General features: G+C 65.2%; 29 protein-coding genes. 20 read left to right on the forward strand and 9 right to left on the reverse strand.

Annotated elements, in window-relative coordinates; translation table 11 throughout:
- Nucleotides 1-52: 52 nt before the first annotated feature.
- Both CO675_RS41080 and yidD read right to left on the reverse strand, forming a co-directional pair.
- Nucleotides 53-220 (reverse strand): hypothetical protein, encoded by a 168-nt coding sequence (locus CO675_RS41080; RefSeq protein ID WP_198964712.1) that lies wholly within the window; start codon nucleotides 218-220, stop codon nucleotides 53-55.
- 133 nt (nucleotides 221-353) lie between these two features.
- Nucleotides 354-707 (reverse strand): membrane protein insertion efficiency factor YidD, encoded by a 354-nt coding sequence (gene yidD, locus CO675_RS23310; protein WP_097674187.1) that lies wholly within the window; start codon nucleotides 705-707, stop codon nucleotides 354-356.
- 240 nt (nucleotides 708-947) lie between these two features.
- Here yidD and CO675_RS23315 point away from each other — a divergent pair, with 240 nt between their 5' ends.
- Nucleotides 948-1865 (forward strand): COG3904 family protein, encoded by a 918-nt coding sequence (locus CO675_RS23315; protein ID WP_097674298.1) that lies wholly within the window; start codon nucleotides 948-950, stop codon nucleotides 1863-1865.
- A gap of 20 nt (nucleotides 1866-1885) precedes the next feature.
- On the opposite strand, the gene CO675_RS23320 is transcribed toward CO675_RS23315, so the two are convergent.
- Complete coding sequence (locus CO675_RS23320) at nucleotides 1886-2332, reverse strand: iron-sulfur cluster assembly scaffold protein (RefSeq protein ID WP_029080129.1); 447 nt, start codon at nucleotides 2330-2332, stop codon at nucleotides 1886-1888.
- Nucleotides 2333-2571: 239 nt separating this feature from the next.
- Between CO675_RS23320 and folE the strand changes: the two genes are divergently transcribed.
- The 4 genes from folE (at nucleotide 2572) to CO675_RS23340 (ending at nucleotide 6165) form a co-directional block, all read left to right on the forward strand.
- Nucleotides 2572-3252, forward strand: a complete 681-nt coding sequence (folE, locus tag CO675_RS23325; RefSeq protein WP_097674188.1) for a GTP cyclohydrolase I FolE — start codon at nucleotides 2572-2574, stop codon at nucleotides 3250-3252.
- Nucleotides 3253-3280: 28 nt separating this feature from the next.
- Nucleotides 3281-3709, forward strand: a complete 429-nt coding sequence (gene hisI, locus CO675_RS23330) for a phosphoribosyl-AMP cyclohydrolase (RefSeq protein WP_097674189.1) — start codon at nucleotides 3281-3283, stop codon at nucleotides 3707-3709.
- Between the two features lie 108 nt (nucleotides 3710-3817).
- Nucleotides 3818-4822 (forward strand): transglycosylase SLT domain-containing protein, encoded by a 1005-nt coding sequence (locus tag CO675_RS23335; protein WP_097674190.1) that lies wholly within the window; start codon nucleotides 3818-3820, stop codon nucleotides 4820-4822.
- Nucleotides 4823-4983: 161 nt separating this feature from the next.
- Nucleotides 4984-6165 (forward strand): DUF2336 domain-containing protein, encoded by a 1182-nt coding sequence (locus CO675_RS23340; protein ID WP_097674191.1) that lies wholly within the window; start codon nucleotides 4984-4986, stop codon nucleotides 6163-6165.
- A 60-nt stretch (nucleotides 6166-6225) separates the two neighbouring features.
- On the opposite strand, the gene CO675_RS23345 is transcribed toward CO675_RS23340, so the two are convergent.
- The 3 genes from CO675_RS23345 to CO675_RS23355 form a co-directional block, all read right to left on the reverse strand.
- Complete coding sequence (locus tag CO675_RS23345) at nucleotides 6226-6813, reverse strand: Hpt domain-containing protein (RefSeq protein WP_097674192.1); 588 nt, start codon at nucleotides 6811-6813, stop codon at nucleotides 6226-6228.
- Nucleotides 6814-6821: 8 nt separating this feature from the next.
- Nucleotides 6822-7367: a response regulator gene (locus CO675_RS23350; protein WP_050402868.1), complete on the reverse strand. Its 546-nt coding sequence runs from the start codon at nucleotides 7365-7367 to the stop codon at nucleotides 6822-6824.
- Between the two features lie 109 nt (nucleotides 7368-7476).
- Nucleotides 7477-8256 (reverse strand): NAD kinase, encoded by a 780-nt coding sequence (locus CO675_RS23355; protein WP_097674193.1) that lies wholly within the window; start codon nucleotides 8254-8256, stop codon nucleotides 7477-7479.
- A 162-nt stretch (nucleotides 8257-8418) separates the two neighbouring features.
- Between CO675_RS23355 and CO675_RS23360 the strand changes: the two genes are divergently transcribed.
- Nucleotides 8419-10011, forward strand: a complete 1593-nt coding sequence (locus CO675_RS23360; RefSeq protein WP_097674299.1) for a S10 family peptidase — start codon at nucleotides 8419-8421, stop codon at nucleotides 10009-10011.
- 291 nt (nucleotides 10012-10302) lie between these two features.
- Here CO675_RS23360 and CO675_RS23365 read toward each other — a convergent pair whose 3' ends face one another.
- Together CO675_RS23365 and CO675_RS41515 are read right to left on the reverse strand one after the other, a co-directional pair.
- Nucleotides 10303-11682, reverse strand: a complete 1380-nt coding sequence (locus tag CO675_RS23365; protein WP_097674194.1) for a M20/M25/M40 family metallo-hydrolase — start codon at nucleotides 11680-11682, stop codon at nucleotides 10303-10305.
- Nucleotides 11683-11867: 185 nt separating this feature from the next.
- Complete coding sequence (locus CO675_RS41515) at nucleotides 11868-12086, reverse strand: GDCCVxC domain-containing (seleno)protein (RefSeq protein ID WP_097674195.1); 219 nt, start codon at nucleotides 12084-12086, stop codon at nucleotides 11868-11870.
- A 173-nt stretch (nucleotides 12087-12259) separates the two neighbouring features.
- On the opposite strand from CO675_RS41515, the gene CO675_RS23375 reads away from it, so the two are divergent.
- The 11 genes from CO675_RS23375 to CO675_RS23425 all read left to right on the forward strand — a co-directional run bounded on the left by CO675_RS23375 (nucleotide 12260) and on the right by CO675_RS23425 (nucleotide 22811).
- Nucleotides 12260-12619 (forward strand): hypothetical protein, encoded by a 360-nt coding sequence (locus tag CO675_RS23375; RefSeq protein ID WP_097674196.1) that lies wholly within the window; start codon nucleotides 12260-12262, stop codon nucleotides 12617-12619.
- Between the two features lie 101 nt (nucleotides 12620-12720).
- Entirely contained in the window at nucleotides 12721-13128 is a 408-nt protein-coding gene (locus CO675_RS23380; RefSeq protein WP_097674197.1) for a FixH family protein, read from the forward strand.
- Nucleotides 13125-14576 carry an efflux RND transporter periplasmic adaptor subunit gene (locus CO675_RS23385; protein WP_097674198.1) on the forward strand — a complete coding sequence of 484 codons (1452 nt, stop codon included), beginning with the start codon at nucleotides 13125-13127 and terminating at the stop codon, nucleotides 14574-14576. Before CO675_RS23380 ends, CO675_RS23385 begins: the two co-directional genes overlap by 4 nt.
- A complete protein-coding gene (locus CO675_RS23390) occupies nucleotides 14573-17734 on the forward strand; it encodes an efflux RND transporter permease subunit (RefSeq protein ID WP_097674199.1) in 3162 nt (1053 codons plus the stop codon). Before CO675_RS23385 ends, CO675_RS23390 begins: the two co-directional genes overlap by 4 nt.
- A 134-nt stretch (nucleotides 17735-17868) precedes the next feature.
- Nucleotides 17869-18318 (forward strand): hypothetical protein, encoded by a 450-nt coding sequence (locus CO675_RS23395; protein WP_349644032.1) that lies wholly within the window; start codon nucleotides 17869-17871, stop codon nucleotides 18316-18318.
- Nucleotides 18319-18395: 77 nt separating this feature from the next.
- Nucleotides 18396-18704, forward strand: a complete 309-nt coding sequence (locus CO675_RS23400) for a hypothetical protein (protein WP_097674200.1) — start codon at nucleotides 18396-18398, stop codon at nucleotides 18702-18704.
- Between the two features lie 9 nt (nucleotides 18705-18713).
- Nucleotides 18714-20132 (forward strand): TolC family protein, encoded by a 1419-nt coding sequence (locus tag CO675_RS23405; protein WP_097674201.1) that lies wholly within the window; start codon nucleotides 18714-18716, stop codon nucleotides 20130-20132.
- Between the two features lie 12 nt (nucleotides 20133-20144).
- Nucleotides 20145-21500 carry a multicopper oxidase family protein gene (locus CO675_RS23410; protein ID WP_097674202.1) on the forward strand — a complete coding sequence of 452 codons (1356 nt, stop codon included), beginning with the start codon at nucleotides 20145-20147 and terminating at the stop codon, nucleotides 21498-21500.
- A gap of 56 nt (nucleotides 21501-21556) precedes the next feature.
- Nucleotides 21557-22018 carry a cupredoxin domain-containing protein gene (locus CO675_RS23415; protein WP_245452873.1) on the forward strand — a complete coding sequence of 154 codons (462 nt, stop codon included), beginning with the start codon at nucleotides 21557-21559 and terminating at the stop codon, nucleotides 22016-22018.
- Nucleotides 22019-22047: 29 nt separating this feature from the next.
- Nucleotides 22048-22344, forward strand: coding sequence for a copper-binding protein (locus tag CO675_RS23420; protein WP_097674204.1), 297 nt, complete (start codon nucleotides 22048-22050; stop codon nucleotides 22342-22344).
- A gap of 191 nt (nucleotides 22345-22535) precedes the next feature.
- The gene (locus CO675_RS23425; protein WP_143279083.1) at nucleotides 22536-22811 is read left to right on the forward strand and encodes a hypothetical protein; all 276 of its coding nucleotides are present in this window, start codon (nucleotides 22536-22538) and stop codon (nucleotides 22809-22811) included.
- A 90-nt stretch (nucleotides 22812-22901) separates the two neighbouring features.
- On the opposite strand, the gene CO675_RS23430 is transcribed toward CO675_RS23425, so the two are convergent.
- The gene (locus CO675_RS23430) at nucleotides 22902-23447 is read right to left on the reverse strand and encodes a tetratricopeptide repeat protein (protein ID WP_097674206.1); all 546 of its coding nucleotides are present in this window, start codon (nucleotides 23445-23447) and stop codon (nucleotides 22902-22904) included.
- 285 nt (nucleotides 23448-23732) lie between these two features.
- Between CO675_RS23430 and CO675_RS23435 the strand changes: the two genes are divergently transcribed.
- The 3 genes from CO675_RS23435 to CO675_RS23445 all read left to right on the forward strand — a co-directional run bounded on the left by CO675_RS23435 (nucleotide 23733) and on the right by CO675_RS23445 (nucleotide 25740).
- Nucleotides 23733-24053 (forward strand): His-rich protein BRANT, encoded by a 321-nt coding sequence (locus CO675_RS23435; protein WP_245452874.1) that lies wholly within the window; start codon nucleotides 23733-23735, stop codon nucleotides 24051-24053.
- Between the two features lie 247 nt (nucleotides 24054-24300).
- A complete protein-coding gene (locus CO675_RS23440; RefSeq protein WP_245452875.1) occupies nucleotides 24301-24741 on the forward strand; it encodes a hypothetical protein in 441 nt (146 codons plus the stop codon).
- Nucleotides 24742-25023: 282 nt separating this feature from the next.
- Entirely contained in the window at nucleotides 25024-25740 is a 717-nt protein-coding gene (locus CO675_RS23445; RefSeq protein ID WP_097674207.1) for an outer membrane protein, read from the forward strand.
- Nucleotides 25741-25808: the final 68 nt, after the last annotated feature.

The following is a 25808-nucleotide window of genomic DNA, read 5'->3' on the forward strand; positions in this document are numbered from 1 at the left end:
TGAGGTCGGCGCATGGTCCGGGGCTCGGCGCTGCGGCTGTTCGCGCTGCGCGTCACCACTTCACGCTCTGGCTGGGTACGATGAATGCCGACGTGCTCGGCTTGTTCGGATTGTGGGTGAAGTAACCGTAGGCGGCAACGATCACGACGAGCAGGGCAAGCACGGCCAGCAGATCGATCTGCCGGGGATCGTGCCCGTTGCGGCTGAGTTTCCAGCGCATTGTTGTTTCCTCCCCGAGGGGATCCCATGCGGGCAATGAAACAATGCGCCAACTATCGCCACAGTTCCGCCGGAACAGCTATGCGCGTGGCGTTTGGGAGCGCCGCAGCAGATCAAGCGTCGTTGACGCCGCGTCAACCCTCGTTGACGCCGCGCCAGCGGCCGTAGCGCCAGGGCAGATACCAGTGCGCCCCGGGCGGCCTCGTCTGCGGGACATTATCGATGCCGGAAGTTCCCCAGGGCTGGCAGCGCAGCAATCTTGCCAGCGTCATCCACCCGCCGGCCCAGAGTCCGAAGCGCTCGATCGCCTCATCGCCATAGACCGAGCAGGTCGGCAGATGCCGGCAGTTGTAGCCGACCAGCGGCGACAGCGTGTGCCGGTAGATCCAGATCAAGGCGCGGCCGAAATTGCGCGGCATGCGGCGCATGGTGTTGGCACAGTCCGTGCAACGCGGATGGTGTGTCGTTGAATGATCGGTCGGTGGCATACGCAAGTATGTACGTAATCTTGCGGGGGTTCCAAGCGAAGGAACTGTTCAATTGCAGATATTTACGCCACAGTTCGCCACTATTGCACAGCACCGGTGGCGCTGCAGCAAGGGCTCTATGGACGGTCCAGGTCAGCAACGCTACCGTTCCCATTACGCGCCGATGACAGATTCGTGGCGCATTTCCATGGGGCCATTGCCACCGCTCGCATCACCAAGGGCTTGGGGGAAGGAACCAAATTGAGGCTCGCGAACTCGCTTTCGTTGCGCAGTTGGGTGCTCACCGGCGCCGTTGCCCTTTGCTTCGTGGTTTCCGGCACCGCCACATGGGCGGGTAACTCCACGCAGACCAGCTCGACCCTCGAAGAACGCAAGCTGCCGATGAAGTTCAGCTGGATCGCATGCCAGCCGAATTGCCGCGGCTGGGTGTCGGCGGTCGGCATCATCACGGCCGACAGCCCCAAGGAATTCGACGAGTTCGCGCGCAGCCGCCAGCTCTCCGGCGCCACCATCGTGCTCGACTCCAGCGGCGGCTCGGTCAACGACGCGATCGCGCTCGGTCGCCGCTTCCGCGGTCTCGGTGCTTTGACAACCGTCGGCACCAGCGTCGTCAACCAGGCCGCGCAGGGCGACCGCGCCAGCGTGCTGCCGGATGCCTATTGCGAGTCGATGTGCGTGTTCCTGCTGTTGTCGGGCAAGACGCGCTATGTGCCACCGGCCGCGCACATCCGGGTGCATCAAATCTGGATGGGCGACCGCGCCGACGACGCCAAGGCCGCCAGCTACACCGCGCAGGATCTGATGATCGTCGAGCGCGATATCGGCCGTCTTGCCAAATACACCTTCGATATGGGTGGCGCGGGTGATCTGTTGTCGCTCGCACTGAGCGTGCCGCCGTGGGAAGATTTACACGAATTGTCGGCGGCTGAGTTGCGGCTGACCAATCTCGTCACCACGGATGCGGTTGCCGACGTGCTGCCGCGGCAGGACAACGCAATCCCGGTCGCCGAAGCGAAGCCGAAGAACGCCGATCGCTTCGTCAGTAGCGCGATGGAAGGTGAAGTGCTGCCGCAGGCCGCGAAGGCGACCAAGACCGCCGAGGCCGTCGTGCCGACCGGCGGCACTGCCGCGCCGGCGCCGGTCCAGCCGTCGCAGTAAGGCTCAGGTAGCGGTCGGCCTTACGCCGGCTGTTTTGCCTTGGCCTCGATCTGGCCGATCGCATCGACCACGGCATCAAAGGTCAGCAGGGTGGAAGCGTGGCGGGCCTTGTAGTCGCGCACCGGCTCGAGCAGCGCGATGTCGGCCCATTTGCCGCCTTGCGGAGGCTGGCCATTTTCCTTCAGCATCTTACGGACGGTCTCGCGCAATTCGCGCAGCTCATCCGCGGTCGATCCCACCACATGGCTCGCCATGATCGAGGAGGAGGCCTGGCCGAGCGCGCAGGCCTTCACGTCATGGGCGAAGTCGGTCACCACGGGGCCGTCCATCTTGAGGTCGACCTTGACGGTCGAACCGCACAATTTGGAGTGGGCGGTGGCACTGGCGTCCGGCTCGGCGAGCCGTCCGAGGCGCGGAATATTGCCGGCCAACTCAATGATCCGCTTGTTATAAATGTCGTTCAGCATGGGGGCAGGTGCCTGGTTCCGGCGGCGCCGGGCGCTCTTGGCGGCTGGGTCTCACCGTCCTATATATGAGCGGCATCGTCCGAAACATAGCCCGGCTATGCTTCCACCGCGGGCCACATGCGCCGCGGCGGTGCTACAAAGATGGGACTCAGGCGCCCGGCGGTTCGACGATCCGCCCCGTCTGCCCGGTGACACATCCGGCCCAAAGGCAAATGCCTGGCCGGTCGAACGGAGAAGACATGGACGCCTTGATCAAGCCGATTCGCCCCAACAAGCCGGCCGATGCGAAGGCCAGCGAGCTCGACCCTGCAGAATTCATGGCGGCGGCCGTCCGTGCCGACCAGCTGCGCCCGTCGCGGGCGGAGGCCGAGGACGCCGTGAAGACGCTGCTCGCCTATATCGGCGAGAACACTGGCCGCGAGGGCCTGCTCGACACGCCGCGTCGCGTCGTCGAGGCCTATGACGAGCTCTATCAGGGCTATCATCAGTGCCCGGCCGAAGTGCTGAACCGCACCTTCGGCGAGACCGCCGGCTACGACGATTTCGTCCTGGTCCGCGACATCGAATTCACCTCGCAGTGCGAGCATCACATGATGCCGTTCTACGGCAAGGCGCATATCGCCTACACGCCGGTCGAGCGCGTCGTGGGCCTCTCCAAGCTGGCGCGGCTGACCGATATCTTCGCCCGCCGCCTGCAGACCCAGGAGCATCTCACCGCGCAGGTCGCAGCCGCGATCGACGAGGTGCTGAAGCCGCGCGGCGTTGCGGTGCTGATCGAGGCGGAGCATACCTGCATGTCGGTGCGCGGTGTCGCCAAGCATGGCGCCTCGACCTTCACCAGCCGCTTCACCGGCATGTTCCGCGACAATCCGGCGGAGCAGCAACGTTTCCTGTCCCTGGTGCGAGGACCGAACCGGTAACCTCGCATTTTCCCAAGCGAGGTTTGCCGTGTCCGCATCGACCCACGATCACGACCGCGAAGAAGGGCTGGCCTTCCAGCCCAAATTCGACGCGGCAGGTCTTGTGACCTGCGTCGCGACCGATGCTGTGACCGGCGACGTGCTGATGGTCGCGCACATGAACGACGAAGCCCTGCGCAAGACGATCGCGACCGGCGAGGGCTGGTACTTCAGCCGCTCGCGCAATGCGCTGTGGCGCAAGGGCGAGAGCTCGGGCCAGACCCAGCGCGTGACCGAGATCCGGATGGATTGCGATCAGGACGCGGTGTGGATCAAGGTCGAGCAGATCGGCGCCGCCTGCCACACCGGACGGCGTTCCTGCTTCTATCGCACCGTGAAGGACGAGGGCGGCAATGTCAGCCTGTCATTCGTCGACGGCGAGCGGCTGTTCGATCCGGCGCAGGTCTATCGCAAATAGCTGCTCCTGCTGGGCTCTGTCTGGATCTTAACGCGTCGTTAACCATAATTGCGGCAGTTTGACGGGACATGGGTGCCGATTGCCGGCGCCCGGCAAGGCACCCGACAGATGGCGGTCGACCTCTTCAATGCGACGGCTTCGGCAGGTGTCGATGCTTCGCGCCTGAAGGTTGCCGGTTCGATCAAGCAGGCCGCCGCGACCACCGGCACGAGCTTCGAATATCTGCTCACCACCGCGAAGATGGAATCCAATTTCAATCCGCGGGCCGGCGCCACGACCTCGTCGGCGCACGGGCTTTATCAATTCATCGACCAGACCTGGCTCGGCACCGTCAAGGAGGCCGGAAGCCAGCTCGGCTACGGCCAGTATGCCGACGCCATCACCAAGAATTCCGACGGCAGCTATTCGGTCAGCGATCCCACCGCGCGGAGCGCGGTCATGAAGCTGCGCGACGATCCCGATGCGGCATCCTCGATGGCGGCGGTGCTGACGCAATCCAACAGCTTCAAGCTCACCGGCACGCTCGGCCGTCGTCCGACCGATGCCGAGCTCTATATGGCCCACTTCATGGGCGTCGGCGGCGCCGGCAAATTGATCTCGAGCGCCGAGGACAGTCCGAGCGCCAACGCGGCCGCGATGTTTCCGAAGGCGGCGGCCGCCAACCAGTCGATCTTCTACGACAAATCGGGCAGTGCGCGCAGCGTCAGCCAGGTCTATTCGGTGTTGACCACACGCTACGCCGCGGCTGCCAATTCGAACGACACGCGCACGGCCTTTGCCGCAGCGGGCGGTGACACCACGAGCCCGAATGCGATCGCAAGCGCTGCGCCGACGCAACCGCTGACCATGGACACCGCGTCCTATCTTTCGACCTTCCCGAATGTCCGCGCGGCCTCATCGGCCGGTGCGACCTCGACCGTCGCATCGGCGCAGCCGGCGCCGGCCTTCCGCTCGCTCTACCAGGGCGGCGACCGTTCGGAGCCGATCTCGCCGGCGGTGCAGGAGCTGTGGGGGAATTCCGGTTCGCTGACCGCGTCGGCGACGCCAAAGGTCCGCGCGCCCGGGCGGCTCGATCTGTTCAGCGACCCGAACGGCACCTACAGCAACGGCTAGCGCCGTCTTGCTGCGCGCGGAGCCTTGCGCCGTGGCCGTCTTAACGAAACGTCAATAATCCCAAACGTTTATGGTGAACCCTTTGTTAAGCATCATGGTTTATTTTTCCTTGTAGTGGCGTCGTATGTCGATGCCGTCTCGTTGCGTAAGCCGGCAGGACCATGATCGTTCGGCAGTTCATTAGTTGGATTAGGACCGCTCCAGCAGGCGAGCGGGCAGAGGCGACACGGGCGTTGGCCCGGGCCTGGCTCATTTCGGATCTCACCGAGGACGACCGCATCGCAGCCGAGGGTGCGCTGCTGATGCTGCTCGACGACCCGTCGCCGCTGGTGCGACAGGCGATGGCCGAGGTGTTTGCATACAGCGCGGAGGCGCCGGCCACGATCGTGCAGGCGCTGTCGGCCGACCAGCCGGCGATCGCGCTGCCGGTGCTGGAGCATTCGCCGCTCTTGATCGATGCCGACCTGGTCGACATCGTCGCGACCGGCTCCGACGAGATGCAGTGCGCGATCGCGCGCCGCGTCAATCTGCCGGCCTCGGTCGCAGCGGCGATTGCCGAAGTCGGCTCGGCGGCGGCCGCGCTCGAGCTGATCGAGAATCCCTACGCCGGGCTTGCGCCGTTCTCCTGGGACCGCATCGTCGAGCGCCACGGCCATCTCGCTGCGATCAGGGAATCGATGCTGGCGCTGGAGGACCTGCCGTCCGCGACGCGGCTGGCGCTGGTCGCAAAGCTCTCCGACACGCTGGCGCAGTTCGTCGTCGCGCGAAACTGGCTCGGCGCCGACCGCGCCGACCGCATCGCCGGCGAGGCGAAGGAGCGCTCCACGGTGAACATCGCTGCGCGTGCCTTCGGTGACGACATGCAGAATTTGATCACGCATCTGCGCGCCACCGGGCAACTCACCGCCGGGCTGATCCTTCGCGCGCTGCTGTCGGGCAATCTCGATCTGTTCGGGGCGGCGCTCGCTGAATTGTCCGGGCTGCCCTATGGCCGGGTTTCCGCGCTGTTGAACGATCGCGGCGGCAACGGCCTGCAGGCGCTGCTGCGGCGCGCCGGCCTGCCGGAATCCACCTACGCGGCGTTCCGCGTCGCACTCGAGGCCAGCCACGAGGTCGGCTATGTCGACAGCGGCGACGGTGCGGCGCGGCTGCATCGCCGCATGGTCGAGCGCGTGCTGACCCATTGCGAGACCGATCATTCTGCCGCCGAGCCGCTGCTGATCCTGCTGCGCCGCTTCGCGACGGAATCGGCGCGCGAGGATGCGCGCATGTTCTGCGAGGAGCTCGCCGCGGAAGACGCGATCGCGGTGCTGCCTTACGACGACGATCTGATCGCGGCCTGAAGGCCGCGTTTCCCGAGGTTGACGATAGATGAAAGCCGTGGCCGCCGCCGCGGCGTGCTGTTATTCGCCCGGCACAATGCTCGGCGCGAGGATGGCCTCGAGATGCTCGGGGCGGTCGCGGTTGGCGTGGGTCAGGAATTCATCGGCGATGCCGCGCAGTTGCTTGCTCAGCACGCCGGCCACGACCGCGGTGTCGAGCTTGGTGCGGTTCCGTACGATCGCCTGCACGGCATTGATGTGGTGGGCAATCAGCTGCTGTGGCACCGTGGCGAGGTCAGGCGCATGCTCGATGATGCGGCACAGGCTTTCGGCCGCCGCCGCCGCCGAGGGATAACCGAATGTTGCGGCATCGCCTTTGATGTCGTGCGCGGCGCGGAACAGCTCCTCGCGCGTCTTGTCGTTGAAGCCCTCGCGCTGCACGGTGGCGTGCGCGGCGGAGAGGCGGTCGGCCTCGATCGTCATCCATTCCTTGAACTCGCCCGACAGCCCGGCGAGCGCCTTTTCGGCGCGGCCCACGGGATCGTCGAGATCGCTCTCGGGGACGCGCAGCAGCACCTTGCGCAGCGGATTCGGCTGCGTGATGACATGGTGCGTGCCGAAGCTCTTGACCTCGATGGTGCCTGGTTTGTCCTTGGTGTCCTTGGCCATGACGGTTCCTAAATGGCGGAGCGCGCCTTCTCGAGCAGCGACGGCTGCTGCAGGATTTCGACCTCGCCGCTGCCGCGGCGTTCGGGGCCGATATAGGTGTTGGTGGTGTTGCGGCGGCGGTCGGGGCCGAAATAGGTCTTGGTCTTGATGAACGGGCGCGGATTGGCGACCACGTTCATGATGCGCTGGTAGAGGCCCTTGGCCGAAATCGGCTTGGCCAGGAATTCGGTGACGCCGGCATCGCGCGCCACCGTGACGCGGCGTTTCTCGGAATGCCCGGTCAGCATGATGATCGGCGCGTAGGGATTGCCCTTGGACTCCGGCTGCCGGATCATCTGCGCGAGCTCGAGCCCGTCGAAGATCGGCATCGACCAGTCGGTGATCACGATGTCGGGCACGTAATGGGTGTACATTTCGAGCGCGGTGGCGCCGTCCTCGGCCTCATACACCTCGCGCGCGCCGAACGAATGCAGCAGCGTCCGCAGGATGCGGCGCATGTGCGGATTGTCGTCGCAAATCAAAAATCGCAGCTTGTTGAAATCGATGCGATACATGGTCCGGTCCCGATAGGGCATACCGGGCCAATGCGGTATTACCCAGCGTTAACCATATCCCGCCCGGGGTTAATGATTGGTTGCCGGGCAAGGGGACAAGGGCGCGCCGTCAGTAGCCGAACTGCTCGCGTAGGATGCGCTCTTCGAGCGAATGGCCGGGATCGAACAGCATCCGCATCGCGATCGTCTTGTCGGAGAGCACCTCGACCCGGCGGACGTCGCGGACCTCGTCATGGTCGGCGACCGCGGCGACCGGGCGCTTCTCGTCCTCGATCACCTCGATCACCACGAAGGCGGAATTCGGCAGCAGCGCGCCGCGCCAGCGCCGCGGCCGGAACGCGCTGATCGGGGTCAGCGCCAAGAGCGCGGCGTTGATCGGCAGGATCGGCCCTTGGGCGGAGAGATTGTAGGCGGTCGATCCGGCCGGCGTCGCCACCAGGATGCCGTCGGCCATCAGCTCGGGCATCCGCTCATGCTCGTCGATCAGGATGCGCAGCTTGGCGACCTGGTAGGTCTGCCGGAACAGCGCGACCTCGTTGATGGCGTGATGCAGATGCACCGCGCCGTGGATGTCGGTCGCGCGCATCAAGAGCGGATTGATCAGCGACTCCCGCGAGGCCGCAAGCCGCGTGCGCAGATCGTGGGTGGAATATTCGTTCATCAGGAAGCCGACGGTGCCGCGATGCATGCCGTAGATCGGCTTGCCGCTGCGCATGTTGGCGTGCAGCGTCTGCAGCATCAATCCGTCGCCGCCGAGTGCAACCACGACGTCGGCATCGGCGGCCGAATGGTTGCCGTACATCGCAGTCAACTGCTCGAGCGCCGTCTGCGCTTCCGAGCTCGCGCTGGCGACGAAGGCGATCTTGTCATACCGCTTGGTGCTAGCCATCGCTCACGAACTCGTTTGGCACGGAACACGCCGCGCTCGTCTATACATCCCGGGCGGCCTTGTCGAGATGGTCCGGGACCGGACCGCGTGCCTTGCGGGTGCCGCCAAGCTAGCGCAGTTTGCGAATGAAATGCGTAAATGTCGGCCCAGGGAGTGAACGGCATGGCTAACAGTTTTGCGACACGGCTCACCGCGGCGTTGCTGGTGGCCTGTCTCGCAACCGCGGCGCGGGCCGACGACGAGGCGCCGCAGCCGTCGCCGTCGCCGAGCGCGCAGGCCCCAGGCGGTCAGAACCCAAGCGGTCAGAACCCAAACGGCCAGAAGGGACGGGCAGGGCGCGGCGAGACCGGCTCCGGCGCCGCGGCCAACACGCCCGCCGCCGAGCAGCACCGCCTGCCGCCGGATTCCACGACCAAGCAATCGGTCGCGCTGCCCGGCCGCACGCTCGCCTTCACCGCGACCGCGGGCTCGATCCGCGTGTTCGACGACAAGGGCGAGCCGCTCGCCGACATCGCCTACACCTCCTATCAGCTCGACGGCGCCGAGAAGGCGAACCGCCCGGTGACGTTCCTGTTCAACGGCGGGCCGGGCTCCGCGTCGGCCTGGCTGCAATTCGGCAATGTCGGGCCGTGGCGACTGCCATTCGACGGCGCGGTGTCGTCGGCCTCGCCGGAGCTGCAGCCGAATGGCGACACCTGGCTCGATTTCACCGATCTCGTTTTCATCGATCCGGTCGGCACCGGCTACAGCCGTTTCGTCACGACGTCCGAGGATGCGCGCAAGCGCTTCTTCACCGTCGATGGCGACGTGAATTCGGTCGCGCTGGTGATCCGCCGCTGGCTGGAGAAATACGATCGCCTGACCTCGCCGAAATATGTCGCCGGCGAAAGCTATGGCGGCATTCGCGGACCCAAGGTGGTGCGCAATCTGCAAATGCAGCAAGGGGTCGGCGTGCGTGGCCTGATCCTGATCTCGCCGGTGCTGGATTTTCGCGACTATACCGGCTCCAGCATCCTGCAATATGTCGCGAGCCTGCCGACCATGACGGCGGTCGCGCGCCAGGCGAAGGGGCCGGTGACGCGCGAGGACCTTGCCGACGTCGAGAGCTACGCGCGCGGCGACTTCCTGCTCGATCTCGTCAAGGGGCAGGCTGATACCGAGGCCACCGTGCGGCTTGCCGACAAGGTCGCAAGCCTGACCGGCATCGATCCGGCGGTGAGCCGCAGGCTCGCCGGCCGTTTCGACATCGGCGAATTCCGCCGCGAGTTCGATCGCAAGAACGGCAAGGTGACCGGCCGCTATGATGCCTCGATCGAAGGCTTCGATCCCTATCCGGACTCCAGCTCCTTCCGCTTCAACGATCCGTCTGGCGATCCCTTGATGGCGCCGCTGACCAGCGCCGCCGTCGATCTCACGACGCGCAGGCTGAACTGGCGGCCGGATGGTTCGTATCATCTGCTCAGCGAAAGCGTGAACAAGGGCTGGGAGTTCGGCCACGGCATCAGCCCGCCGGAATCGGTGACGCAGCTGCGCCAGATGCTGGCGCTCGACCCCAAGCTGAAGCTCCTGATCGGTCACGGCCTGTTCGATCTCGCAACGCCGTACTTCGCCTCGAAGATCATCCTCGACCAGCTGCCGGCCTTCGCGGGTCCGAGCCGCACCAGGCTTGCGGTCTATCCCGGCGGCCACATGTTCTACTCCCGCGACGGCTCGCGCCAGGCGTTCCGCAAGGAGGTCGAGGCGCTGATCAAGTGATGGCGGCGTGGATTGCATCGCCTGCCGCAAATGTCGTCGTCGTCCTGGCGAAAGCCAGGACCCATAACCACCGAATTTGGTGATGAACGGGATTGCGGCCCCAGCATCGCGCAACAACTGCCGTTTGGGGTAATGGGTCCTGGCTTTCGCCAGGAGGACGCCGAGCAGGTGGCGCGATCTCGGGCAAGTTCGGTGTCATCACCGGCGCATTGAATCAGAACCGGAGCTCTCGGTTCTTGTCTTGACGCGTTCTCTGCTCGCGCACCGGTATCCACTTCACTCGAAAACGCTCTAGCCCTCGCGCCGGAACTGGCCGAGCTCGTGCAACAATGCAGCCCCGGTTCGCAGGCCACTGTAGAAGCAGTCCAGTGTCATGTTCTCGTTCGGCGCATGGTTGGCTTCGTCCGGATTGGCATAGGGCGTGACGAAGGCAGGGATGCCCAGGAGCTTGGTGAAGACGTAGTTGGGCAGACTGCCGAAGCCGGCCGGTATCAGCAACGGCTCCTCGCCATGGGCGGCAACGAAGGCGCGGCGCAGCGGCGCGGTGTAGGGCGAGGCGATCGGCGTCTTCGAGGGCTGCATTCCCATGTCCGCAGCGACGAACTCGACCTCGGGCGCGTGTTTGGCGACGTGAGCGCGGACCTTGCGCAGGATGTCTTCGGCGTCCTGTGCCTCGACGAGACGGATGTCGCATTTGACGAAGGCCTCGTTCGGCAGCACCGTCTTGGTGCCGGGACCGCCATAGCCGCCGTGGAAGCCGTTGATGGTCAGCGTCGGCTGGAAGCAGAGACGGTCGTAGAAGGGGCGGTCCGCGGGCGCGTCGAGGCGCTTCAGTGCAAGGCTCGCTTTGACGGCCTCGATATCGAGCGGCAGGCGCTCGATCGCCGCCAGTTCCTCGGGCGCCGGCGGCTCGATGGCATCGTGCAGTCCGTCGATCGTGATCTCCCCGGCCGCGTTCTTCATCGTGCCGAGAAGGTGGACCAGCGTCCAGATCGGGTTCGGCACGACGCCGCCAAAATTGCCGGAATGGACGTCGCGGCTGGCAAGGCGGCAGCGCAGCTCGAAGGAGACGACGCCGCGCGAGCCGAACTTGATCGTCGGCGAGCCGCTGGCATGGCGCGGACCGTCGGCGGTGACGGCGAGGTCGGCCTTCAGCAGATGCGCCTTGGCGCGCACGAAGCCGGCGATGTGCGGGCTGCCGATCTCCTCCTCGCCCTCCAGCAGCAGGATGACGTTGCAGGGCAGTTCGCCATGCACCTTGAGATGGGATTCGATCGCCAGGATCTGGGCGAAGTGCTGGCCCTTGTTGTCACCGACGCCGCGTGCATAGAGCCGGCCGTCCCGGATCGTCGGCTCGAAGGGCGGCGATATCCATTTCTCGAGCGGGTCGGCCGGCTGCACGTCATAGTGTCCGTAGAGCAGGACGGTCGGCTTGCCCGGTGCCTTTTCCCACCGCGCGACCACCATCGGATAACCCTCCGTGGCGACAAGGCCGGCTTCAAGGCCGATCCCTGTGAGCATCTCGACCAGCAGGGCGCCGACCTCGGCGATGCCGACGTTCTCGGCACTGATGCTCGGATGGCGCAGATAGGCGATCAGGCGTTGCAGGAAGCTGTCGCGGTTGGCTTCGATATGGGTGAAGACGGCAGCCAACGCGTCGGAAGAAGCCATGATGAGCACCTGACAACGGAGCGGACGTCGCACCGAAAGACGCCGGCGCGATCAGCGTCGAATTGCGCGAGCGATTTACCTCTCTCTAGAGAGACAATCAACGGCGGGACGTCAATCGCCATCGTTGACGGCGATCGGCACGAATGCGCGGCTTGCCAGTCTGGGCAAATCAAATTGCAGGGTGCTCAGGCCGGCCCTGACCCGCCACAGCATTCGCCGCGTGTCTGCACCGGAGGGCAGGGCACCGTCCCGTAAGAGCAGAACACGCAGCAATCGCCGGCAAGCGGCTTGAGGCGGGTGCCACAGCCGCGACAGTCGTAGAAGAACTGGCAGGCATCGGTCGGCATGGTTTCGGTCGCGGCAAAACCGCAGGCCGGACAAGTCAGGGTCGACACGAGTTGCATGGGCCGCGGGTCCGATGGTCAGTGTTGCCTCATGTCATTTCGGCGACTGCACGCTTCAAGGCCCCATCTAGCAAGATTGTGATCAGCGGACGATTAACCACCCAATCTGCCGCTGGTGCAGTTGTGAACAGGGTGACCTTTTCAGCACCCGTCCTTTGTGAGACTGTCGCGACATGAATGTTCGCCAATTGTTCAGATTGCTGCTCGCCGTCCTCGTGACGGCAGGCCTGACAATTGCGCCGCTGGCTGTGCCCGCGGCGGCCGGATCTGCGCTGACCGGTATGAGCCAGATGGCGGACATGTCGGACATGGCGGCCGATATGCCGTGCTGCCCCGACAAGCAGAACAGCAACGACTGCCGGGATTGTCCGCTGGTTGCGATCTGCATGCTGAAGGTGCTGCACGCGGGACCATCGACCGTCGGCCTCGCGGTGCGGCCGTCGACGCAGCTGCAATTGCTTCCGCATGACGATCTGGTCGCCGACGGGCTGGTCCGTCCGCCGCCCGATCATCCTCCTCGATATTTGGTCTGACTGGCGCCGCAGGCGCCGGTTGCTGCCGCGCGACCTCTAGGGCGCGTGGACGCTGCGTGCCGCGCAAGCGGCAGATCAAATCCAATCGAGGAATGAAACGAATGCCGTCGTTCAATACGTCGCGTGCCGTCGCGGCCGCGCTCATCGGCCTAGCCTTGACAGGCACCGCCACCGTCGCGCTCGCAGACATCAAGGACTACGAATTCCAGCTCGTCGACCAGACCATCCAGGCCGGTCCGGACAGGGTCGTCACCGTCCGGCTGATGAACATGAAGACCGGCAAGGCTGTGCCTGATGCCGTGATCTTCACGACGCGGCTCGACATGGCTCCGGACGGCATGCAGGAGATGGCCACCAAGGTCACGCCGATGCCGGGGACGGAACCCGGCACCTATCGGTTCAAGGCGAATTTCGGCATGGCCGGGCGCTGGCAGCTGTCGCTCGGTGCGAAGGTGCAGGGCGAGACCGGCACGGTCGAAAGCAAGCTCGTCGTCACGGCCGGAAAATGAACCGGCTTGCTCTGGCAGGCGCTGCCGCCGCGATCGCTGCAGCGGCAGGCGTCGCATATCTCGGTCGTGGCCTGCCGCCGTGGCCAGGCGCAAATCTCGCTGCCTCTGCCGCGCAGGCGGCCGAAGCCGGCGCGCCGATCTATTTCCGCGACCCGGACGGCAAGCCGTCCTACTCGCTGACGCCGAAGAAGACACCTGACGGCCGCGACTATCAGCCCGTCGCCGCCGGCGCCGATCTCAGCTTCGACGAGCCGGAGCCGCCAATGGCGATGCCCGCCGCCGACGTCAAGGGTGAGCGCAAGGTCAAATATTATCGCAACCCGATGGGCCTTCCCGACACCTCGCCGGTGCCGAAGAAGGATTCCATGGGGATGGATTACATCGCGGTCTATGACGGCGAAGACAGCGACGACGGCTCGATCACGCTGTCGCCGGGAAAAATCCAGCGCACCGGCGTCAAATCCGAAGCGGCGCAGCTGCGCCGGATCCGCACGCTGGTCCGCGCTCCCGGCACGATTCAGCTCGACGAGCGGCGGGTGTCGGTGATCGCGATGCGTGCCGAGAGCTATGTGCAGAAGGTCGCCGACATCACGACCGGCAGCCGGGTGACCAAGGGGCAGCCGTTGATGGAGATCTACAGCCCGGCGGTGTCGTCCGCCGCGGCCGAATATGTCGCGACCATGACCTCGAAGGCGATCGCGAACATCGAGCCCTACGGACGCGGCTCCAAACAGCGGCTGACCAATCTCGACGTTCCCGAGACCGTCATCGCCGAGATGGAAAAGAACCACACGGTGCCGCTCGCGATCCAGTGGTTGTCGCCGCGCGACGGCATCGTGTTGCAGCGCGCCGCGATCGAGGGCATGCGCGCCCAGCCCGGCGACGTGCTGTTCCGGATCGCCGACGTCTCTGTCGTGTGGGCACTGGTCGATGTCGCCGAGCGCGATCTCGGCAACATCGTGGTCGGGCAGAAGGTCGCGGTGCGGGCCCGCAGCTATCCCGGCCGCACCTTCATGGGCCAGATCAGCGTGATCTATCCGCAGGTCAACAAGGACACGCGCACCGCGCGGGTGCGGATCGAATTGCAGAATGCCGATCTCGCGCTGCTGCCGGACATGTATGTCGACGCCGAGATCGACATCGGCAGCGCGGCACCGGTGCTGACGGTGGCTGACAACGCGATCCTCGACACCGGGAGCCGCCAGACCGTGCTGATCGACCGCGGCAACGGCCGGTTCGAGCCGCGCGAAGTCAAGCTCGGGCGGCGCGGCGACGGTTATGTCGAAATCCGCGACGGCATCGCCGAGGGCGATGCGGTCGTCACGTCGGCGACCTTCCTGATCGATGCCGAAAGCAACTTGAAGGCCGCGATCAAGGGCTTTGCCGAGGCCGGTGCTGCGCAAGCGGCGGCGGCCGACGGCCAAATGACAGATGGAGGCAAGCCATGATTGCCCGTGTCATCGCCTGGTCGGCGCGCAATTTGCTGCTGGTGCTGTTCGGCACCGGCTTTGCGGCCGCCGCGGGTCTCTACGCGTTGCTGCATCTGCCGCTCGATGCGATCCCCGATCTCTCCGACACCCAGGTCATCGTCTACACCGAGTATCCCGGCCAGGCGCCGCAGGTGATCGAGGACCAGGTCACCTACCCCTTGACCACGGCGATGCTGACGGTACCGAAATCGAAGGTCGTGCGCGGCTTCTCGTTCTTCGGCGTCTCGTTCGTCTATGTGATCTTCGAGGACGGCACCGACATCTACTGGGCGCGCTCGCGCGTGCTCGAGTTCCTCAACGGCGCGGCGTCGCGGCTGCCTGCGGGTGTGTCGCCGACCATCGGGCCCGATGCGACCGGCGTCGGCTGGGTCTACCAGTATGCTGTGATGTCGAAGCAGTTGAATCTGGCGGATACCCGCACCATCCAGGACTGGAATCTGAAATTCGCGCTCGCGCGGGCCGAAGGCGTCGCCGAGGTTGCGAGCGTCGGCGGCTTCGTCAAGCAGTACAATGTGATCCTCGATCCGCAGCGGATGCGCGACCGCGGTATCACCATGCAGCGGATGCGCGATGCGATCCGCGCCAGCAATGCCGACGTCGGCGGCCGCACCGTCGAGCTCTCCGAGTTCGAATATGTCATTCGCGGCAAGGGTTATCTCAAGGACATCAACGATCTCGGCAACATCGTGCTGAAGACCGATAACGGCACGCCGGTGCTGCTGCGCGACGTCGCTCGCGTCGAGCTCGGCCCCGACGAGCGGCGCGGCATCACCGAGCTGAACGGCGAGGGCGAGGTGGCTGGTGGCATCGTGCTGCAACGCTTCGGCGTCAATGCGCTCGACGTCATCGAGAACGTCAAGAAGCGCTTCAAGGAGATCGCGACCAGCCTGCCGAAATCGGTCGAGATCGTGCCGGTCTATGACCGCTCCAACCTGATCTATGCGGCGATCGACACGCTCAAGCGCACGCTGTTCGAGGAAAGTGTCGTGGTCGCGCTGGTCTGCTTCGTGTTCCTGCTGCATGTCCGCAGCGCGCTGGTCGCGATCCTGATGCTGCCGGTCGGCGTATTGATGGCGTTCGGCGCGATGAAGCTGCTCGGGATCGGCTCCAACATCATGAGTCTCGGTGGCATCGCGATCGCGATCGGCGCCATGATCGATGCAGCGATCGTGATGATCGAGAACGCGCACAAGCACCTGGAGCGCGCCGAGCCCGGCCGGTCGCGGGTCGCGATCCTGATCGAGGCCGCGGCGGAGGTGGGACCGGCGCTGTTCTTCAGCCTGCTCATCATCACCGTGTCCTTCATGCCGATCTTCACGCTGGAGTCGCAGGAGGGACGGCTGTTCTCGCCGCTCGCCTTCACCAAGACGTTTGCGATGGCGGCCGCGGCGCTGCTGTCGGTGACGCTGGTGCCGGCATTGATGGTGATCTTCGTTCGCGGCCGGATCGTCCCCGAGCACAAGAATCCGATCAACCGATTCCTGATCTGGATCTACCGTCCGGTCATCAACGGCGTGCTGCGGGCCAAGACGCTGGTGATCCTGCTCGCGCTCGCAGCGATCGCCGTCACGGTCTGGCCGGCCCGGCAACTCGGCACCGAGTTCATGCCCGACCTCAACGAGGGCACGCTGCTCTATATGCCGACCACGCTGCCGGGGATCTCGGTGACCAAGGCGGCCGAACTGCTGCAGATGCAGGACCGCATCATCCGTAGCTTTCCGGAGGTCGTCTCGGTCTACGGCAAGGCCGGCCGCGCCGCCACCGCGACCGACCCGGCACCGTCGGAGATGTTCGAGACCGTGGTCAACCTGAAGCCGAAGCAGCAATGGCGCAAGGGCCTCACGCTCGACGGCCTGATCGCCGAGATGGACAAGGCGCTGCAGTTCCCCGGCGTCTCCAATGCCTGGACCATGCCGATCAAGGCGCGCATCGACATGCTGTCGACCGGGATCCGCACCCCGGTCGGTGTCAAGGTGATCGGTCCGGATCTCGCTGTGATCGACAAGCTCGCGCGCCAGGTCGAGCAGGTCGTGAAGGGCGTGCCCGGCACCTCGTCGGCCTATGCCGAGCGCAGCCTCGGCGGCTACTACCTCGAGATCACGCCGAACCGCGAGGCGTTGTCGCGCTACGGCATCGCGGTGCAGGACGTGCAGGACACGATCGCGACCGCGCTCGGCGGTCAGACCGTGACCACGACAGTCGAGGGACGGCAGCGCTTCACCGTCAACATGCGCTACCCGCGCGACCTGCGCGACAATCCGGCCGCGATCGCCAGCGACATCCTGGTGCCGATGCCCGCGGGCGGGGCGGTGCCGCTCGGCGAGGTCGCCGACATTACGCCGGCGCGCGGACCGACCACGATCCGGACCGAGAACGGGCAACTCGCGACCTATATCTATGTCGATATCCGCGATCGCGATCTCGGCGGCTATGTCGCGGACGCGCAGCGCGCGGTGCAGGCCGCCGTGCAGTTTCCGCCCGGCACCTACGTGGTCTGGAGCGGGCAGTACGAGTATCTGGAACGCGCCGCGGCGCGGCTCAGGATCGTGGTGCCGGTGACGCTTCTGATCATCTTCCTGCTGCTGTATCTCAACTTCCGTTCGGTGGCGGAGACCATGATCGTGATGCTGTCGTTGCCGTTCGCGCTGGTCGGCGGGCTCTGGCTGATGTGGATGCTCGGCTTCAATCTGTCGGTTGCAGTTGCGGTCGGCTTCATCGCACTGGCCGGCGTCGCCGCCGAGACCGGCGTCGTGATGCTGATCTACCTCAACCAGGCGCTGGCGGAGATCACCGCGCGCTGCGCTGCCGAGGGACGTGCGGTCGGTCGCAACGACCTGCATCGTGCGATCATCGAAGGCGCGGTCGAACGGGTCCGGCCGAAGATGATGACCGTGGTCGCGATCATGGCCGGGCTATTGCCGATCATGTGGAGCACCGGCACCGGCGCCGAGATCATGCAGCGCATCGCGGTGCCGATGATCGGTGGTATGATCTCGTCGACCTTGCTGACGCTGATCGTGATTCCCGCGATCTTCGCCGTCGTGAAGGGCTTTGGGCTTCGCGTGACGATGGCGGAGCGGGAGGTTGCGTCGTGCGCCGCGCGCCAGGGGTTGTGACGGGAACATGACTTCTATTCGCGGATTCAAATCGGATTGAATGATACCCCGCGGGGGTATATAGCTGGTGGTGGTTTGCGGCGGGCTGATTTGCGGTTAGCTTGCCGATGGTCGGAGATGCGAAGCGGGTGTTGGTGCGGTTGACGAAGTCGGGGCGGGTGCGGGCGGGATGTTCCATCATCCTGGCCTATCTGTTCTGCGTGCTCGCGCCGTCCCTCGCGCTCGCGTTCGGAGCGCCGTTCCCGTGCCTGACCGATGAGGTCCAGCCGGTGGCGGTGCATGTGCACGATGCATCGATGCCGATGGCGCATGCCGAAGCTGCCGCCCACGATCATGCCGCGCACGATCATGGTGGCATGCATACGCATCACGCAGCTGGTGGTGTTGAACCACCTGCGAAGCACAGCCATGACGGCAAGAATTCGCCGGGGCCGTGCTGCGCCTTGATGTGCGTGTCGGCGCTGCCGGCCGATCTTCCGCTCGTCGCCGGGCCTTTGCACCCGATCGCCAATCGTCTCGCTGAAGTCTTCCAGAGCCTGCGCGGCGAGGCGCCGGCACGGCTCTATCGTCCCCCCATCGCCTGATCCTCAGCTGACATCGTGGCTGCGCCGCGCGCTCGCGTGCGCATGCCTGTGATTCATTTGATGATCGGGACAGATCCATGTTTTCGCATCTCGGGGCGAGGCTCGGCGCCGTGGCCGCACGGCTTGGCCTGCGCGCGCAATCGATACTTCTATCGCGGATCGCCGCCGTCGTCGCCGCCGCGTCGCTCGCCGGCTGCATGGCCGACGGTCGGCCGGTCGCCATCGCCGGCGATCCTGCAAACCCGTCGGCGCGCACGGCCAGCGTCGGCTACCGCTCGACGATCGCGCCCTACGAGAGCCTGCGCCCGGCGACGCCGCTGCCCTGGCGCGAGCGCAACGATGGCGTGACGCCGCAAACCAATTCCGACCACAAATCGGATCGGTAGGAGGGCGCCATGCGATATCTGGCCATTGCGCCGATCCTGCTGCTGACATCCGCGCTCGCGGGATGCGCCTCGTTCTCGCCCGACAGCGGCATTGGCGTCGTCTCCGACGTGACCGAAAAGGCGATCGGCAAGGACGTCGCCTTCGTTCGCTCGGCGGACGAGGCCGCGACCGTCGATGCCGCAGTGAAGCGGCTGCTGGCGCGCAGCCTGACGGCGGATGCCGCCGTCCAGCTCGCGCTGTTGAACAACAAGGGCTTGCAGGCCGCCTATAACGAGCTGGCACTGGCGGAGACCGATCTCGTCGCCGACAGCCTGCCGCCGAATCCGACCTTCTCGGTGTCCCGCATCACCGGCAACGGCGCCAGCGAGGTCGAGCGGCAGGTGGTCGGCGACATCCTGGCGCTGGCGACCTTGCCGGCCCGTTCCGAGATTGCGCGCGAGCGCTTTCGTCAGGCGCAGCTCAGGGCCGCGCTCGCCACCTTGCGGCTCGCCGCCGAGGTGCGGCGCAGCCATGTCGCCGCGGTGGCCGCGAACGAGACGGTCGCGCTGCTGACGGACGCGAAGGCGACCGCCGAATCAACCGCGCAACTTGCCAAGAAGCTCGGCGAGACCGGCGGCATGAACAAGCTCGACCAGGCCCGCGAGCAGGTGTTCTACGCCGAGATCACCGCTGACCTCGCCAGCGCGCGGCAGAACGCGGCGAGCTCGCGCGAGCGGCTGGCGCGTCTGTTGGGATTGTGGGACGGCGATCTCGGCTTCCGGATTCCGAACCGGTTGCCGGCGCTACCGAAGCGGCCGCTGGAACAGCCGTCGATCGAGGTCGCCGCGGTCGGTCATCGCGTCGATCTGCAGATTGCGCGGATGGAGATCGTAGCGCTTGCCAAGGCGCTCGATCTCACCGAGGCCACGCGCTTCGTCACACTGCTCGACGTCGCCGGCATCGACCGGCGGACGCGCGATCCGGAAGGGCCGCCCTTCAAGGAGCGCGGGTTCGATGTCCAGTTCCAGATTCCGATCTTCGACGGCGGCGAGGTGCGGGTGCGGCAGGCGGCGGAAACCTACCGGCAGGCGATGAACCGCCTGACCGAGAAGGCGATCAACGTCCGCTCGGAAGCGCGCGACGCCTACCGCGTCTACCGCTCGACCTGGGACATCGCGAGCCACTATCAGCGCGAGGTGCTGCCGTTGCGGCAGATCATCACCGAGGAGATGCAGCTGCGCTTCTCCAGCATGCAGGTCGACGTGTTCGCGCTCTTGACCGAAGCCCGGCAGCGGCTCGGCTCGCTGCGCGCAGCGATCGACGCCAAACGCGACTTCTGGCTGGCGCAATCCGACCTGCAGACCGCGATCAACGGCGGCGGCGCTTCGGCCGCGCCGTCGACACCATCCGCCATCGCCTCGACCGCGCCCGCGGCCGGCGATCATTGAGAGGAGACGTAGATGTTTTCACGTCGAGGATTTTTGGGGAGCGCGGCGCTCGTCACGGCAAGCGCGGTCAGCGGCCGCGTGCAGGCTGCCGCCATTCCGGAGGCGCCGACCATGGACAAGGCCGTGATGCAGCCGCCGCTGCATCCGTCGAGCGGGCCGGACTACCGGCCGGTGGTGACGCTCAACGGCTGGTCGCTGCCGTGGCGGATGAACGGCGACTGGAAGGAATTCCATCTCGTCGCCGAGCCGGTGGTGCGCGAGTTCGCCGACGGCATGAAGGCCAATCTCTGGGGCTATAACGGCCAGGCGCCGGGACCGACCATCGAGGCGGTCGAGGGCGACAAGGTCCGCATCTTCGTCACCAACAAATTGCCCGAGCATACCACGGTGCACTGGCACGGCATGATCGTGCCATCGGGCATGGACGGCGTCGGTGGTCTCAACCAACCGCACATCAAGCCAGGCAAGACCTTCGTCTACGAGTTCGAGCTGAAGAACAGCGGGACCTTCATGTACCACCCGCATTCCGACGAGATGGTGCAGATGGCGATGGGCATGATGGGCATGTTCATCGTGCATCCGCGCGATCCGGCATTCCGTCCGGTCGACCGCGACTTCGTCTTCATCATGAGCAGCTACCTCATTGACCCCGGCACCTATCTGCCGAAGGTCAACGAGATGACCGATTTCAACATGTGGACCTGGAACAGCCGCGTCTATCCCGGCATCGATCCGATGCCGATCCGGCTCGGCGACAAGATCCGCGTGCGGATCGGCAATCTGACGATGACCAACCATCCGATCCATGTGCACGGGCACAATTTCGCGGTGACCTGCACCGACGGCGGCTGGGTGCCGCAGAGCGCGCAATATCCGGAGACCACCACTGACGTGCCGGTCGGCGCCGTCAGGGCGTTCGACATGCTCGCCGACAATCCGGGTGATTGGGCGTTCCATTGCCACAAGTCGCACCACACCATGAATGCGATGGGCCACGACGTCAGAAATTTCATCGGTGTGTCGCGCCAGGATCTGGCGAAGGCGGTCGGCAAGCTCGCGCCCGATGCGATGGTGATGGGATCGACCGGGATGGCGATGGGCAACATGGAGATGCCGGCGCCCGACAACACCCTGCCGATGATGACGGGGACCGGACAATTCGGGCCGATCGAGATGGGCGGCATGTTCACGGTGATGAAGATCCGCGAGGGCCTCGGCCGCGACGATTACACCGATCCCGGTCCCTACAACTATCCGCCGGGCACCGTCGCCTATGAAGTCGAGGCGCCCGCCGCCGAGCCCGCGCGTCAGCCGCCGGCGGCTCCTGCGCAGAAGGGCAAACCATCGATGAAGGGAATGAAGATGTAGCGGATCAACGCGCCTTCCCACCACACGCAACCATCAAACACGGAATGGAGAGTCCCATGAAGCACTTCACGACCATCGGCATCGCCCTCATCGCGCTGTCGATCACCGCGGCGCCGTCGCGCGGTCACGAAAAACATGATCACCAATCCTATTCGGCCGGCGAGCCCGGTGATCCCAGCAAGCCGTCGCGCACGGTCGAGGTCGAGATGAAGGAGATGGAGTTCACGCCGTTCCGCATCGAGGTCAAGCGCGGCGAACAGATCCGCTTCGTGATCAAGAATGTCGGCACCGAGGATCACGAATTCCTGCTCGCGACCACCGAGGAGAATCTGAAGCATGCCGAAGTGATGAAGAAGCATCCGCATATGGAGCATGACGATCCGAACGGCGTCCGTCTCGCGCCCAAGAAGACCGCGGAGATCGTCTGGAAGTTCAGCAAGGCGGGAACCTTCGAATATTCCTGCCTGATCCCCGATCACCGCGATTACGGGATGACCGGCCGCGTCATCGTGAAATGAGACCAGCAACAAAAGAAGGGAAGACAAAGATGAACAGGATGATCCGGATTGCAGCTGCAGCTGTGCTGGCGGTGACATTGGGCGGCGCTTTCGCGCAGGCCGCAGCCATCAACGGCGAGGTCAAGAAGATCGACGAGGGCGCGGCTAAGATCACGCTCAAGCATGGCCCGGCCAAGAGCCTCGGCATGGATGAGCCAATGACGATGGTCTACCGCGTCAAGGATCCCGCACTGCTCAAGCAGGTCAAGGTCGGCGACAAGGTCAAGTTCGAAGCCGAGGAGGGTGACGGCGGCTACACCGTCACCACGATCCAGAAGGCGAAGTGAGCCGACGCCCGCGTCACCTGGTTGGGCTGTCGGCTGATGCAGCCGGCAGCCCCAGAAGAACGCAGCTTCCGTCAGCGGTAGGGTAGGGTGTTCAGAATTCGCCTCACATTTACCTTAAAAGTTGGGCCCGGGGGAACGTCTGTGGCGGCGGCGCGTTGCTGTGCATCATTCGTGCGCAGAAGGCCCCCTCCATGACAGTCAACGCGGCAATACTGATGGCGGCTTTGGTGCTATCGGGAACCGTGTTGGCGCAGAGCTCCGGTCCGTCGGCCGGCTCGGCGGGAGCCGGGCAGGCAGCCAACGTCACCACCGGCCAGGCGATCAACACCGGCAAGCAGACCGGTGACGCCGGCCCGCCGACTGCGAAGGCCGCGCACCCGGCGAAGCCAGGGGATGTCACGGCCGGCAACACGGTCGGCGCCAGCCGTCCGCAAAAGCCTGACCGACGCCTCGAGCATTATCCGTAGGCTGGCTCCACCCATCCTGCTGTACGGCACAGCAAAAGCCGGCGGGCCTGAATGATCACGCCGGCTTGATCAAGAAGATCGTTGGTTCGCTCAGTAAACCAGGCCAGTGCCCGGGGGCTTCTCCAGCGCGGCGGCGAGCGAGCGATATTCGTCGCTGCTGGTGCCGGCGAGCTGGGCGATGCGGTTCAGGTGGTATTGCGCCTGATCGCGGTTGCCCTGTTCGACCTGCCAGAGGCCGTAATACTGCCAGGTGCGCACATGGGCCGGGTCGGCCTTCAGCGCGCGCTCGTACCAGATCTGCGAAACCTTGTAGTCGCCGAGCTTGCGATAGGAATAGCCGATCAGGTTGGCGACGTCGGCACGGTCATCCTGGCCGAGCGCCTTCAACTGCTCGATCGCGGCGGTATAGTCGTGCTTGTCGTAGATGGTGGCATAGGCGGCGTGATAGCCGGCCAGGAACTTCTGATCATCGATCGCCGAGCTCTTGTCCTTCTTCGCCTTCTTGCCCTTGCTGCCGCTGTCGGAAGCCGGCGGAGAGGGATTGTCGCCGCCTGCGGCGTAGGCCGAGATGACCGGCCCGGCGGCGAGCGTCATCGAGAGCACTGCGAGGCCCAAAATCTTCGTCGTCCTGCTCATTCCTGGTTGCTCCTGATCGTTCCTGATCGTGCTCGGTAATCCTACACCCGAGCCTGCTGACTTGAACACCCGAGGGTGCAGAACATTCCCGGCCGACGCCACGATTGCGTGATTCCCGCGATCGGCGGCAGGGGCGGCCAACATGACCAAGATGTCATTCACATGAATGAATTCCGTCCATGTCCTTCAGAACGGGTTCAGTGCGCGGCCCATAAGGTCACGTGCATTGATCGGTGAGGCCGACCATCCGGCCGGAGACCTCTCGATCCCGCAGAGGAGACCACCATGCTGAAGACCATTTCCGCCGCGCTGCTCGCCATCTCCGTGATCGCAGCGCCCGCGCTCGCCGCTGAGGCCGGCAAGACTGCAACCCCGGCGCCGACGACCACGACCGCCCCGGCGACCAAGGCCGCCCCCGTCATCAAGAGCGAGCAGCTGCCGTCGAAGGTGCGCAACGCCAACGCCAAGATGCACCACAAGCACTATCGCCATCACCGCCACCACAAGCACATGGGCATGCTGAAGGTGAAGGCGCCGAAGCACGCGACCAGGCACGTCCACGCCAAGGTCGCCACCAAGCACGTCGTGCCGGCCAAGCGCGGCTGATCAAGCGCGACTGAAGCTGATCCGAGGGGCGTCGTTCGATCCACATTGCCCCGCTACGCCCTCAGCGACAAAGGCAAAGCCTTTGCGCACGGATGCAGAACCGGCCCGTCCGTCCATTGCTTCCCCAATGGCGGCGGGCCGGAGTGCGTCCGGGCTTCGGTTGAGAGCCGGACGTTGCCGTTGCAGGCTCGAACAACCGAGTTGCGAATTCCCCGCCGGGCGGTTTATGAGACGCCACCGGGGACCCATGAAACAGCTGACTTTGCGGACTTCATCAAGGCTGGCGGCGATCCTGCTGCTCTCGATTCCGCTCGCCGGCTGCCTGACGAGCGATGACGGCGGCAGCTCAACCACCTTTACCGACGATCGCGGCGTCGCCAACCAGCCGTTCCCGGACCGGTACCGCGACCAGATCCTGGCCTTCATGCGGACCTATCTGAACAATCCGGTCGGGGTCCGCGAAGGCGGGATCGCCGAGCCGGTGCAGCGCACGGTCGGCGGCCGGCTGCGCTACGTGGTCTGCCTGCGCTACAGCGCAAGGGAGACCGACGGCAACTACCGCCCGGCCCGGGAACGCGGCGTCCTGTTCGTCGACGGCCGGCTCGACCGCATCCTCGACAATGCCGCCGAGGCCTGCGCCGGCGTGTCCTACGCGGCCTTTCCCGATCTGGAAAAGATGTCGCGCTGACACGCGGCGGCTTGTCGCGGCAGCAAGCCCGAGCAGATTGTTAGCGAACTCCGATCACTTTTCGGGGAGCGCTGAACTTCACCTTAGCCGTTTGCGACTTACATACAGCCGAAATACGGCCGCTTAACCGGTGAAAAAACCTTCCGTGCCAAGGAACCAACGGGCGTTGTTGCGACCCCGTCACAGCTCGGAAACATCACAGGTCAGGCATTGCCCCAAAGCAACCTAATTGACGTCACGTTGTTTGTCTTAACAGCGCAGCGTTCGTAACGGGGATCAAAGATGAAGAAGTTTTTGCTCGGCACAGTCGCGCTGGCCGCCCTTGCGGGCCCGGCATTTGCGGCTGACATGCCGGCCCGCACCTATACCAAGGCACCGCCGCCCTATACCGCCCCGGCGCTCGTCTACAACTGGACCGGTTTCTACATCGGCGGCCATGTCGGCGGCGCGTTCACCGACGGCACCAATCTGATGGGCAGCGACGCGCGCTTCATGGGCGGCGTGCAGGGCGGCTTCGACTATCAGTTCGCGCCCAACTGGGTGATGGGTATCGAGGCGCAGTACTCCTGGCTGCCGAGCTCCACGAACAACGGCCTGGTGTTCCCCGCCGGAACGGTCGTGACCGGCAATACCGACCAGCTCGGTTCGGTGACCGGTCGGCTCGGCTACACCTGGGGTCCGGCGCTGCTCTACGCCAAGGGCGGTTATGCCTGGCGTGACAACAACAACATCACGGCGTCGGTCGGCGGCGTGCCGGCGGCCTTCACCACCGATGGCGGCCACAAGGACGGCTACACGGTCGGCGCGGGCCTCGAATACATGTTCGCCCCGAACTGGTCGGCGAAGGCCGAGTACCAGTACTACAATTTCGGCAAGACCACGTTCACCAGCGGTCCGGCCGACATTGTCGGCGCGAGCTTCCGGAACGACGAACATACCGTCAAGCTCGGGGTCAACTACCGCTTCGGTTGGGGCGGTCCGGTGGGCTCCCGCTACTGATCGCGTTTTCGCATCGTCTAGATCGAAAGGCCGACCTTCGGGTCGGCCTTTTTTGTTGGCCTGACGCT

It is taken from the genome of Bradyrhizobium sp. C9 (assembly GCF_002532045.1).
In the GTDB taxonomy this organism is placed as follows: Bacteria; Pseudomonadota; Alphaproteobacteria; order Rhizobiales; family Xanthobacteraceae; genus Bradyrhizobium.